The sequence below is a fragment of the Paractinoplanes ovalisporus genome, from assembly GCF_016834655.1.
Lineage (GTDB): Bacteria > Actinomycetota > Actinomycetes > Mycobacteriales > Micromonosporaceae > Actinoplanes > Actinoplanes ovalisporus.
On sequence record NZ_JAENHP010000017.1, the window covers coordinates 1 to 12551 of the forward strand.

Genomic DNA, 12551 nt, shown 5'->3' on the forward strand with positions numbered 1-12551 from the left:
ACCCGCCGGCACGCCTCGCCGGTACCTACTCCCTGTTCCACAAGATCCAAATATGCGCGCCGCTGTTCAGCCTTGCCCAACCCATTGACCCAGCCCGCACCAGAACCCTCGAACACCTGACAACCCCACGTCAAAATCAGGCGTTGCGACGACCCCTTGAACCTGAGCTCCCTGGGTCAGAAGGAAGAGGCGCGGGAAGCCTATGTTCTCGCGGGCCGCCGCTGGGGGTTATCCACACTGGGGAGTTATCCACATGGGCACCGCACGGCCGGCGCCCGTTGGGCCAGGATGCTCGGCACGTGGAGGGGCAACAAGCGGCACCGAGTCGGCGGCCGACCCGGGCTCGGCACGGGCGCGGCCGGCATGGTGGCCGCGCGTCGTGCCCGGCCAGCGGGAACGTCCCGGTCGCGCGCTACGGCCGTGACCCGACGCCTGGGCCGCGCGCGGCAGCCGCCGAAGGCGGAGTCCGGCCCGAGTGCGGTTGGGGCGACGACGAGCCGTACGAAAGCAGTGTGGTTTCAGGCAGTGTGGCGGTTGACCAGCACCCGGCCCAGCACGAACGTCACCACGCCGGCCACGACGACGGTCAGCAGGCCGACGCGCAGCGACGAAAGGTCGGCCACGAACCCGACCAACGGCGGCGAGAGCAGGAACCCGCCGCGCAGCAGCCAGCTGACGATGGTCAGGCCGGTGCCGGGGGACAGGCCGGGGAGCTCGTCCGCCGTGTGCATGGCCGCGGGGACCAGGGTCGCCACGCCCAGGCCGGCCAGCGCGAAACCGCCCAGCGCGGTCGGCACGGAGGGGAAAGCCAGCGCCAGCCCCATGCCGACGGCGGCGAGCAGGCCGCCGGAGCGGACGACCGTGCGCTGGCCGAAGCGGTCGACGACGCGGTCGCCGAGGAGACGGCCGATGGTCATGGCGGTCTGCAGGGCGACCACGGCCAGACCGGCGGTGGCGGCGCCCGTGTGCAGCTCGTCGGTGAAGAACAGGGCGCCCCAGGACGAGCCGGCGTCTTCGACCAGGGCGCCGGCGGCCGCCAGCACACCGAGGGCGGCCAGCATGCGGATGGCGGCGCCGGTGAAACGCCGGGTGGGAGCCGTGGCGGCGGGCGGGTCGTCGCGTTCGGCGTCCTCGGCTCCGGGCAGCAGGTAGCGGAACGCCACCAGGGCAACCGCGCTGAACAGGACGGCCGAGATGGTCAGGTGGGCGGCGAGTGGCAGCGACAGGCCGGCCGCGGCCGCGCCCATCAGGCCGCCGAGCACGGCGCCGATGCTCCAGACGCCGTGCAGCGAGTTGAGGATCGAGCGGCCGTAGAGGCGCTGGACACGCAGGCCGTGGGCGTTCTGGGCGACGTCGACGATCGAGTCGAGCGCGCCGACCAGGAACAGCACCCCGGCGAAGGCCAGCCAGTGCGGGGTGAACGGGATGGCCAGCGTGGCCGCCGTCATGAGCACGATGCCGAACGAGGCGACCTTGGCCGAGCCCAACCACCGGATGGCGGTGCCGGCGAGCAGGCCGGCCAGCAGCGCGCCGATCGGGAACGCGGCCAGGGCGGTGCCGAAGAGGGCGTTGCTCACGCCGAGGTCGGCCTTGATCTGGGGGGTAGCGGGGGACGACGTTGAAGAAGACGGCGCCGTTCGTCAGGAACAGGGCGGCGACGGCGATGCGCGCACGGCGGGTGGGCGCCGCGACCAGGGTGCTCATATGTACGATCGTACACAGCAGGGGTCAGGTGCTGGCAAATCCCCGGAGCGCACGATCAACATCGGCGTCGGTGAGCTGGGTGAAGTCCTCGTACCACTGGCCGACCGCGCGGAAGGCGGGCGGCGCGCTCAGGCAGATCACCGTGTCGGCGTCGCCGGCCAGGTTGTCGCGGGCCTGGGGCGAGCAGACCGGCGCGGCGAACAGAAGGCGATGCGGATTCCGCGTACGCAACCAGCGCAGCGCGGCCCGGGCGGTGACCCCGGTGGCGAGCCCGTCGTCGACCACCACGACCTCGCGGCCGGTCGGGTCGGGCGGGGGCCGGTCGCCCCGGTACTCCCGCACCCGGCGGCTCAGCTCGGCCCGCTCCTCGGCGACGACGTCGGAGAACTCGGCCGGGTCGTAGTTGTCGGCGAAGACCGGTGGGCCGTCCTCGGCGATCGCGCCCACGCCGAACTCGGGGCGGCTGGGCAGGCCGATCTTGCGGGCGATCACGAGGTCGAGTTCGGCGCCGACGCGGGCCGCGACCCGTACGCCGATCGGGACCCCGCCGCGCGGCAGGGCCAGCACCAGCGGGGCCGGGCCGGGACGCCGTCGCACCTGGTCGGCGACCGCCTCGGCGAGCAGGCGGCCGGCCTCGTCCCGGTCGGCAAAGATCATCTCAGGTGCGTCGTGAACCACGTGCCCGCCTCCTCGGCGACCGTGTCGAGGGCGCCCGGTTCCTCGAACAGATGGGTGGCGCCGGGAACGACCCGCAGCTCGGCCGTGGTCGTCATGGTGTTGCGGGCCTGTTCGTTGAGGTCGAGCACGGCCTTGTCGTTCTCCCCCACGATCAGCATGGTCGGCGCGTCGACCTGCATCAGCGCCGGTCCCGCGAGGTCGGGCCGTCCACCCCGGGACACCACGGCCCGTACGACGGAAGGCCGCGCCGCCGCACAGACCAGCGCCGCCGCCGCGCCGGTGCTGGCCCCGAACAGCCCGACCGGCAGTCGCATGGTCTGGTCGTTCTCGGTCAGCCAGTCGGTGAGCCCGATCAGGCGGTCGGCGAGGAACCCGATGTCGAAGCGCAGGTCGCGGGCGTGGGCGTCGCGCACCTCCTCCTCGTGGGTGAGCAGGTCGACCAGCAGGGTGGCGAGGCCGCGCTGGTTCAGCGCCTCGGCGACCGCCCGGTTGCGGGGGCTGTGCCGGGAGCTGCCGCTGCCGTGGGCGAAGAGCACGATGCCGGTGGCGTTCATGGGCAGGGTGAGGTCGCCGTCGAGCTCCCGCTCCGCGATCAGAAACGACATGTATGGGGCGTACCCCGAACGGCCCGCCCCATACGTCCGAATTTTACTTTCGCGCCGCCAGCACCAGGTTGAGTCCGGTGTCCGCGGCCACCACCGGGTCGGCGAACCCGGCGTCGGCCAGCAGCTGCAGGCGCTTGGCCGGTCCGCCCTGCGTGCCCAGCCCGTACGCGCCGGGCTGGCTCAGCGATCCCGGCGTGCAGAGCGCCGTCGACGCGTTGTAGTTGGCCCGCGCGACCGGGTTGCCGATGACGGTCGTGAAGTCGTCGGCCGACCACGGTTCGACCGCCACCAGCAGGCCGCCCTCGGTCAGCGCGTGGTAGGCGGCCAGCAGCGCCGCCGGCGGGTCGCCGAGGTCGTGCAGCGAGTCGAAGAAGAACACCACGTCGAACGGGCCGGTGACCGCGGACGCGTCGGCGCGGCGGAACTCGACGTTGTCCACGCCGGCCTCGAGCGCGCCGGCCCGGGCGATCGCGATCGACGGCTCGTGGTTGTCGAACCCGGTCACGGTCGTGGCCGGCCAGGTCTGCCCGATCAGGGTCGTGGCGAAGCCGTGGCCGCAGCCGACGTCGGCCACCCGGGCGCCGGACTCGAGCCGGGCGACCAGGCCGGGCACGGCGGGGAACCAGGCCTGGACGAGGAAGCCCTCGTAGGCCGTACGGAAGAACCGCTCGATGCCGTGGTGCACGCAGGCGGGCATGTCGGCGTACGGGAGCCCGCCGTCGCCGCGGAAGGCGCGCTCGAGCTTGTCGAGCGTCAGGAAGTACCCGGCGACGATCTCGGCGCCCCCGACCAGGGACAGCCCGGCGGCGTGTTCGGCCGGCAGCTCGAAGGTCTCGCCGTCGCTGACCAGCTGACCGGAGACGGCCTGGGCGGTCAGCCACTCGGTGACCAGCCGCGGGTTGAGGCCGGTGGTGGCGGCGAGCTTGGCCGCGGTCGTCGGCCCGGCGCCGGTGAGCGCGCGGTAGAGGCCGAGACGGTCACCGAGCACGGTCAGCGCGGTGGTACCGGTGCCGGCGAAGTCGGTGAGGAGTTGTTCGGTGAAGGTGTCAGTCATGTCCCGTACGGTGCGGGCCGGCGCTTGCCACGACCTTGCTCGCCGCTTGCCGGAGGCGTTCGAGCGCGGTCTCGACCACGTCCTCCGGCTGCGGCGGCGGATCCGGGGCGCGCAGCCGGGCCAGGCGTTCGACGTCCTGCGGCGGCGGATCCGGGGCGCGCAGCCGGGCCAGGCGTTCGACGTCCGGGCCCATGACCGCCGGCGCGTACGGGTCGGCGTCCGCCGCCGCCACGATCACGGCCGCCGTGTCCGGGTCGCCCAGCCCGGCCAGCAGCTCGGCGGTGAGCCGCAGGACGGTCCACAGCTGCGCCGTCATCCCGGCGGCGCGCACCCGCACGATGGTGTCCGCGCAGGCCCCGATCGCCTCGTCGTGCCGGCCGGTCCGGATCAGCAGCGCCGCCCGTCCGACCCGGGCGATGTTCGCGGTGTAGCCGAGCCCGGCCCGTTCGGTGCGCCGCAGCGATTCGTCGTAGAACCCGAGCGCGGCCACCGGGTCGATGCCGGCCAGGAGCTCGGCGCGGGTGAACGGCACAAATCCGTCCAGCGGGTCGGCGGTGAGTTCCGTCCCGTACGCCTCCAGCCGGCGCAGCCCCGCGGCGGCGTCCCCGCCGTAGGCGTCCATCAGGGCCGCGCAGCAGAGTCCGGTCGAGCGCGTCCAGGCCGGGGCCGCGCGGTCCGCCCGCAGACGTGACGCGTCGGCCCGTACGCGGTCGGCGTCGCCCGCGAACATCGAGGTGGAGATCCGTCCCAGCAGCGCCGCCCCGCCCAGCGGATGCCCTTCCGGCAGCCGGTCGATCGCGGCACTGAGCAGCCGGTCCGCCTCGGCCAGGCGCCCGTCGAGCCACTGTCCGGTGCCCGCGGCGAGGGCCCGCAGCACGTCAGCCTCGGTCTCGACCCGCTCGGGGGCGAACCGGACGAGCTGGGCGGTCAGCCCGGGGTCGGGCGCGTCGGAGCCGGCGGCGGCCAGCCACGCGGCCAGCCGTGCGCCCTCGTCCCGGTCGGCCAGCCAGGCCAGCGCCTCCTGCAGGTTGGCCAGTTCGCGGCGCAGGGCGGGCGTGGTGTCGGGATTGCGGACCCGCTGGCGGCGCAGCAGGTCGGTGACGAAGTCGAGCATCCAGCGGGCGTGGGCGTCGCGGGCCGCACGCTCGTCTTCGGGTCCGAGGTGGGCCAGGGCCACGTGACGTACGGTCTCGAGCAGCCGGTACCGCGGCGGCGTGGCCCCGAGGTCGCAGGTGATCAGGGACGCGTCGACCAGCTCGGCCAGCAGGTTCTCCCCGGCCGCCAGGTAGGCCAGGATGTCGAGGCCGAACCCGCCCCGGCAGACGGCGAGCCGGTCCAGCAACCGCTGGGCGTCGGGGTCGAGCAGCCGGTACGACCATTCGACGGTCGCGGTCACGGCGGTCGAGCGGTCGCCGCCGCGGGCCGGTTCGAGCACGTGCAGTCCCGCGTGGAGCCGGTCGCGCAGGTGCGGCAGCCCGAAGACGGACTCGCGCCGGGCCGCCAGCTCGACCGCCAGCGGCAGGCCGTCGACCAGCCCGCACACCTCGGCGGCCAGAGCCCGGGTGCGGTCGTCGTCACCGAAGTCGGCGCGCAGCAGGGCGGCCCGGTCGCAGAACAGCGCTACCCGGTCGGCTTCGGGCAGCGGTCCGAGCCGCAGCACCCGCTCGCCGGTCGCGCCCAGCCTCTGGCGCGAGGTGGCGAGCACACGCACCCGGGGGCACCTCAGCAGGATCTCTTCGACCATTTCCCGTACGGCGTCAAGCAGGTGTTCGCAGTTGTCCAGCACCAGCAGCGCGGGCGCCGAACCGAGCCGGCTCGCGATCGCGGCGGCCCCGCCCCGGGGAGCGGCCCGCAGCCCGAGCGCACCGGCCACCGCGGTCGCGACGTCGTCCGGCACCGAACGCTCGGCCAGCTCGACCACCAGTTCGCCGCCGTTCAACGCCTCGGTCATCAGCCGGGTCTTGCCCACCCCGCCCGGGCCGACCAGCGTGGTCAACCGCCCGCCGGCCAGCGCGGCCCGCAGGGCGGCCATCTCGTCGTGCCGGCCGAAGAACCGGTCGGGCCGGCGCGGCGGCGGCGCCGTGACCCCGGGGCGCAGGGCCGGGTCCTCGGCCAGGATGCGTCCGCGCAGCTCGTCGAGCGCGGGCGACGGATCCACCCCGTGCCCGTCGACGACCCTTTCCCGGTACGCACGAGCGACGCCCAGCGCTTCCGCGGTGCGGCCGGCCTGGTGCAGCGCCCGCATGTGCAGCAGGTGGACCCGCTCGCGCAGCGGCTCGGCGGTGGCGTACTCCTCGATCTCGGGCAGCGCCCCCGCCGCGTGGCCCGCGCTGATCCGCCGGTCGAGGCATTCCTCGCGCAGGTGGTGACGCCATTCGGTGAGCCGGGCGACGTCGGGCGCGAAGGCGAGCCGGTCGGCCACGTCGGCCAGCGGGTCGCCGCGCCAGACCCGCAGGGCCGCGGCGAACGTCTCGGCCGCCCGTTCCGGGGGCTGGTCGCGAGCAGCAGCGGCCATCCGCTCGACCCGCTGGACGTCGACCGGCAGGTCGAGGCGGTAGCCGCCGGGCTCACGCCGGATCGCGTCGGCGCCGGTGTGCCGCCGCAGCCGGGAGACGTAGCTGTGCAGGTTGCCGGTGGCGTTGCCGGGCGGGTCGTCGCCCCAGAGCAGGTCGAGGAGGTCGCCGGTCGGCACGACCCGGCCCCCGGCCAGCGCGAGTCGGGCCAGCAGGGCGCGTTGCGGCGCTCCGGGCAGGGCGGCGGGCCGGTCGTCCCGCCGCAGCTCGATCGGGCCGAGCAGACCTACCTCGACGCGCACATGCTCACTCTTCCCACGGTGTCGTCGCGACGCCATAGGCCGCGAGGACAACGATCGCCGCGGCCGCCACCACGATCACGGCGATCATCAGGGGTCGCCGCCGGTGCGTGACGACCTGCTGCGGGCCGGGGACGGCGGGAACCGCGTCGAGCATGCGGACCAGCCGGGCCGTCGTACGGACCCGGCAGCGGGCGTTCATCCAGTAGCCGCGCGAGCTGTATTCCATGATCGGCGAGTCGACCCGGATGTCGACGAAGTCGCGGTTCTCCAGGCGCAGCCGCACCTCGAGGTCGCTGTGCTCGAACTTGCCGATCAGATGCCGGGGGACGCTGATGCGACGGAACGCGGTGTCGATGTGCAGAAACTCCGGAGTGACCACGAACCCGGCCGCGGGCCCGACGATCAGGCCCGCCAGCACGAGGGCGAGCCCGATGGCTGCGACGAGCGGAAACCCGTCGGACGCCGCGACCAGGAGCACGCCGAGCGCGACGGCGACGTACGGGACGCCGCTGCTGCGCCGCATCGACCGGCGGCGGGGCCCGGCGTGCGACCGCACCCCCGACGGCTGGGCCAGTGGAACCTGCCCGAACTTCGTCTCCAGGGTGGACCCGATGTAGCCGCTGATCGCCACGAACAGCGCGACCACCCCCAGGATGACGAGCCACTCCGTCCAGGGCGTCACGAAGGCCACCCCGATCAGCACCGCGCCGGCCGCCGAGACCAGCAGCGTGAGCGGCCGGCTCCAGATCATGGCGTCGTTGTCGTGAAAGTCGATCTCGAACGGCACCCGCGCCACCTCCCCGGGTAGTTTTCAGGTCATGGTGGACTCTCGGCGCCACGTTCCGCGGACGGACGTGATTCTGGCCGATCCCCGTTTGGCGGCCGCGACCCGGTCCGAGGGCCGGGCGGCGGTCAAGGCCGCGGTGGTGGCCACGCTTCAGCGTGTACGGGAGGGGGAGCTCAAGCCGGACGAGGTGGTGACCACCGCGCTGGCCGCCCTGCCCGGCGGGTTGCGGCCGGTGCTGAACGCGACCGGCGTCGTGCTGCACACGAACCTGGGACGGGCCGCGCTCTCGGCCGCCGCGCGCGAGGCGATCGTCGCCGCCGCCGGGCACACCGACGTCGAGCTCGACCTGACCACGGGCCGCCGGGCCAAGCGGGGCCGCACGGCGCTGACCGCACTGCACCGCCTGATTCCGGCCGCCGAAGACGTCCACGTGGTCAACAACGGCGCGGCCGCGCTGGTGCTGGCGGCCACGGCCCTGGCCGGGGGCGGCCGCGAGATCATCGTCAGCCGGGGCGAGATGGTGGAGATCGGCGACGGTTTCCGCCTGCCCGACCTGCTCGAGTCGACCGGGGCGCGGCTGCGCGAGGTCGGCACGACGAACCGTACGTCGGTGGCCGACTACAAGCGCGCGATCGGCCCCGCCACCGGGTTCATCCTCAAGGTCCACCCCTCCAATTTCGTCGTACGGGGTTTCACCAGCGCGGCTTCGCTGCCCGAGCTGGCCTTGCTCGGGCCGCCGGTGGTCGCCGACATCGGTTCCGGCCTGCTGGCGCCCGACCCGCTGCTGCCCTTCGAGCCCGACGCGGCGACCACGCTCGGTGAGGGCGCGTCGCTGGTGATCGCCAGTGGGGACAAGCTGCTCGGTGGGCCCCAGGCCGGGCTGCTGCTCGGGTCGTCCGCTCTGGTCAACCAGCTCAGGCGGCATCCGCTGGCTCGGGCGCTGCGGGTCGACAAGCTGACGTTGGCCGCTCTTCAGGCCACCCTCACCGGTCCGACCACCCCAACTCGTGACGCTCTGCATTACGATCCGGTTGCTCTGCGTGCTCGCACTTTGCGGGTGCAGGCTACTTTGGCCGCGCGGGACATTTCGGTCGAGGTGGTCGAATCGGACGCGGTGGTGGGCGGTGGCGGCGCGCCCGAGGTCACGCTGCCGTCGTGGTCACTCTCACTGCCTTCCCCGTACGCGGGTCCGCTGCGCACCGCCCCCACACCGGTGGTCGGGCGGGTCGACCGGGGACGGTTGCTGCTCGACCTGCGATGCGTCCCCGAGGAGGCCGACGGCGTGCTGACCGACATGGTCATCGCCGTCGCCGCGCAGGAGGTCTGACATGCGCCCGTCCCGTCCGCCGGCCGCTGCCGGGCGCGCGTCTTCCGCGCTCCCGCCCCCGCGGCCGACCGCCGCCGGCCGAGCGTCTGACATGCGCCTGTTTTGCTTGCCGACCGTTGTCTGCCGGGTGGGCTGACATGCGTGTGCTGGCCACCGCCGGGCACGTCGATCACGGCAAGTCGACGCTGGTGCGGGCGCTCACCGGCATGGAACCCGACCGGTGGGCCGAGGAACGCCGCCGGGGCATGACGATCGACCTGGGCTTCGCCTGGACGACGCTGGACTCGGGCGAGACCGTCGCGTTCGTCGACGTGCCCGGCCACGAGCGCTTCGTGCCGAACATGCTGGCCGGCATCGGTCCCGTCCCGGCCGCGATGATCGTGGTGGCCGCGGACGAGGGCTGGATGCCCCAGTCGGCCGAACACCTCTCGGCACTGGCGGCGTTGGACGTACGGCATGGGCTGCTCGTCGTGACCCGAAGTGACCTGGCCTCCCCCGACCGGGCCACCGCGGAGGCCCTCGACCGGATCGCCGCGACGCCGCTCGGACCCGTGCCTTCGGTGGCCGTCAGCGGAACCACGGGCGAGGGCCTGGACCTGCTGAGGGCCGAACTCGACCAGCTGATCGGCCGGCTTCCAGCTCCGGTTCACGATGCGCCGGTGCGGTTGTGGATCGACCGGGCGTTCACGGTCAAGGGCGCCGGCACCGTGGTGACCGGCACGCTGGGCGCGGGCGTCCTACGGACCGGCGACGAGCTGACGCTGGGCGGGACCACCGTGCGCGTACGGGGTCTGCAGTCTCTCGGGAAGCCGGTAGACGTGGTGAACGCCGTGTCCCGGGTGGCCGTCAACCTCCGCGGCGCCGCACGCGACGACGTGAGCCGGGGCGACGCCCTGCTGACCCCCGGCCGCTTCCGACCCACCGAGTTGATCGACATACGCCTGCACGGTGATCCGGTGGCCGACCTGCCGGCCGCGATGACACTGCATGCCGGTTCAGCTGCTGTCCCCGTACGCGTCCGGCCTCTGGGTTCCGACACCGCCCGCCTGCGCCTGGCGCGCCCCCTGCCGTTACGCATCGGCGACCGTCTGCTGCTACGCGACCCCGGCCGTCACCACGTGGCCGGCGGCGTGACGGTCCTCGACGTAACCCCACCCACCCTCCAGCGTCGCGGCGCCGCCGCAGCCCGAGCCGACATCCTGACCACGATGGACGGCCACCCGTCCCTGGAGAGCGAACTGTCCCGCCGCCTCCTGATGAGGGCCGCCGACCTGTCCGCCATGGGCGTCCCCCTACCCACACCCACGACGGCCCCCTCGCAGGCGGCTCCGAAGCGCGCTTCCCACCCCTCCTCCACCGCCGCCCGTCACCCTTCCGCCGCCGGCGCCCACCCTTCGTCAGACGCTGCCGTCGCCCCCACCTCAGCCACCGCCGACGCCCGCCCCTCCTCCTCAGCCACTGCCGACGCCCGCCCCTCCTCCTCAGCCACTGCCGACGCCCCCTCCTCAGCTTCACGAGCCGGCGCGGAGCCGGTTGCCGGGGATTGGTTCGCCGATCCTGGCTATTGGGCGGCTCTGGGCGAGCGACTGCCCGGTGAGGTCGCGGCCTATCAGCGCGAGCATCCGCTGGAGCCCGGCATGCCGATCGAGGCGCTGCGGCACCGCCTCGGACTGCCCGACCGCGCGCTCGTCACCGCACTGGTGCGGCCGCCGCTCTCCATCCGCGGCGGACGGGTGGCGACCAGTGCCTCCGGGCCGCCCGAAGAGCTGATCGCCCTCGTGACCACGGCGTTCGAAGGCCTCGGCCCGTTCACCGCCCCCGAAGCCAACGATCTGACCGCCCTCGGCCTGGGCCCGCGCCAGTTGGCCGCCGCCGCCCGCACCGGCCTCGTCATCCAGCTGTCACCTCAGGTGGTGCTGGCCGCCAACGCCGTCGAAGCGGCCGCCGAAGCACTCGGCGCCGTGCCGCAGCCGTTCACCCTGAGCGAGGCCCGGCGCGCCCTCGATACCACCCGCCGGGTGGCCGTGCCGCTCCTCGAACTCCTCGACCGCCGCTCGATCACCGAACGCCTCGCCGACGACCGCCGCCGCCTCCGCTGACCCACCACATCCCGCCACCACCTCGGCCGAGTGTCACCGGCCTGCTCACCCTCCGCCAGCCCCCTCTGACCCGCTGGTGGGCTTACGATCACGGCGCAACCGCGGTTACCTCGATCTCGAGCACCGCGCCGGGCAGGAACAGCCTGCTCACCTCGACCGTCGTGCTGGCGGGCGGGTTCTGGCCGGGCGCGGGAAACAGGCGGCGGCGGACCGCCCCGTACGCCGGAAGGTCGTCCAGGCTGGTCATGAACGTGCGGATGTGAAGCACACCGGCCAGGCTCGAACCGTGCGCCTCGAGCAGGCCGCCGACGATCTCGAAGATGCGTTCGGCCTGCTTGCCCGCGTCGCCCGGGGCCACCACCTCACCGTGGTCGTCCACCGCAACCTGCCCGGTCAGCATGAGCAGCGCCCCGCCACCCACATCGACGCGGGCCACGTGCGCGAACCGGTCCCCGAACGGCGCGGCGACCGAAGCGGGGTTGTCGAGCGTCATCTTCACCATGCCGACGACGCTAGGCCCGCACCCAGCCATGCCACCAGCGAATGTCACGCATACGTGCCATGCTGCCGGGTCATGGATACCGTGTTGCTGGACGTGTTCCGCACCGTCGCCCACTCCGGCTCGATCACCGCGGCCGCCCGGCGCCTGCGCTACACCCAGTCGGCGGTGTCCCGACAGATCGCCGCCTTGGAGGCCGAGGTCGGCGCGCCCGTCTTCGACCGGGTACCCCGCGGGGTCACCCTCACCGAAGAGGGCCGCACCCTGCTCCCGCACGCCGAGGCGATCCTCGGCCAGCTGGTCACCGCTCGGCGGGCCGTCGACGACCTCCGCACGCTGAGCACCGGCCGGCTTCGGGTGGGCGCTTTCCCCACGGCCGTGGCCGCTCTGGTCCCCCGGGCCCTGGCGCGCTTCCGGGGTGCGTACGGGGAAGTGGCCTTAAGTCTTGTCGAAGGCCTGACCCCCACCCTGTTGGACCGTTTGGCCGCAGGCGAGGCCGACGTGGCCGTGGTGAGCGAGTCCCCCGCCGGCCCGATCGACACCACGCGCTTCGAACTGCACCACCTCCTCGACGAGCGCCTGCTGGTGGCCGTCGCCCGCAACCATCGCCTGGCCAAACGCCGTACGGTCCGCCTCGCCGACCTGGCCGACGACGCGTTCATAGCAGGCTCCGCCGACGCCGAGTCAACGCTGCTGCGGGCCGCCCTGCCCACCGGTTTCCACCCGCGCATCGACATCGTCGCCGCCGACTGGACCGGCAAGCTGGGCTGCGTAGCCGCCGGCTTGGGAGTGGCCCTGATCCCAGCCTTGGCCATGCGCAGCAAGCCGGCCGACGTGGCCCTGTTGCGCCTGCACCGAGACGACGAGCCCACCCGGCGCATCTACGCCGCCACCCCCGCCGGCCGCACCCACCCCGCCACCGTCGATCATTTTCTTCCCCTCCTGGCCGCGGCTGTCGACCCTCTGTGGACCCGCTGAGCCAT

General features: G+C 73.6%; 10 protein-coding genes. 3 read left to right on the top strand and 7 right to left on the bottom strand.

Features of this window, described 5'->3' with window-relative positions; translation table 11 throughout:
- Window positions 1-518: 518 nt before the first annotated feature.
- The 6 genes from JIG36_RS54390 to JIG36_RS35940 form a co-directional block, all read right to left on the bottom strand.
- The gene (locus JIG36_RS54390) at window positions 519-1577 is read right to left on the bottom strand and encodes an MFS transporter (RefSeq protein ID WP_307873049.1); all 1059 of its coding nucleotides are present in this window, start codon (window positions 1575-1577) and stop codon (window positions 519-521) included.
- 151 nt (window positions 1578-1728) lie between these two features.
- Entirely contained in the window at window positions 1729-2361 is a 633-nt protein-coding gene (locus JIG36_RS35920) for a phosphoribosyltransferase (RefSeq protein WP_203381064.1), read from the bottom strand.
- Window positions 2358-2987 carry a dienelactone hydrolase family protein gene (locus tag JIG36_RS35925; protein ID WP_203380894.1) on the bottom strand — a complete coding sequence of 210 codons (630 nt, stop codon included), beginning with the start codon at window positions 2985-2987 and terminating at the stop codon, window positions 2358-2360. Before JIG36_RS35925 ends, JIG36_RS35920 begins: the two co-directional genes overlap by 4 nt.
- Window positions 2988-3030: 43 nt before the next feature.
- Window positions 3031-4041, bottom strand: a complete 1011-nt coding sequence (locus JIG36_RS35930; protein ID WP_203380895.1) for a class I SAM-dependent methyltransferase — start codon at window positions 4039-4041, stop codon at window positions 3031-3033.
- A complete protein-coding gene (locus tag JIG36_RS35935; RefSeq protein ID WP_203380896.1) occupies window positions 4034-6856 on the bottom strand; it encodes an ATP-binding protein in 2823 nt (940 codons plus the stop codon). The genes JIG36_RS35930 and JIG36_RS35935 overlap by 8 nt, the downstream gene beginning before the upstream one ends.
- Before the next feature lie 4 nt (window positions 6857-6860).
- On the bottom strand, window positions 6861-7643 hold the full coding sequence (locus JIG36_RS35940; protein WP_203380897.1) for a hypothetical protein: 783 nt from the start codon (window positions 7641-7643) through the stop codon (window positions 6861-6863).
- Window positions 7644-7674: 31 nt separating this feature from the next.
- Here JIG36_RS35940 and selA point away from each other — a divergent pair, with 31 nt between their 5' ends.
- A complete protein-coding gene (gene selA, locus JIG36_RS35945; protein ID WP_203380898.1) occupies window positions 7675-8970 on the top strand; it encodes an L-seryl-tRNA(Sec) selenium transferase in 1296 nt (431 codons plus the stop codon).
- Window positions 8971-9107: 137 nt separating this feature from the next.
- Complete coding sequence (selB, locus tag JIG36_RS35950; RefSeq protein ID WP_203380899.1) at window positions 9108-11069, top strand: selenocysteine-specific translation elongation factor; 1962 nt, start codon at window positions 9108-9110, stop codon at window positions 11067-11069.
- A gap of 88 nt (window positions 11070-11157) precedes the next feature.
- Here selB and JIG36_RS35955 read toward each other — a convergent pair whose 3' ends face one another.
- Entirely contained in the window at window positions 11158-11571 is a 414-nt protein-coding gene (locus JIG36_RS35955) for a RidA family protein (protein WP_236048940.1), read from the bottom strand.
- Between the two features lie 72 nt (window positions 11572-11643).
- On the opposite strand from JIG36_RS35955, the gene JIG36_RS35960 reads away from it, so the two are divergent.
- Window positions 11644-12546, top strand: coding sequence for a LysR family transcriptional regulator (locus tag JIG36_RS35960; protein WP_203380901.1), 903 nt, complete (start codon window positions 11644-11646; stop codon window positions 12544-12546).
- Window positions 12547-12551: the final 5 nt, after the last annotated feature.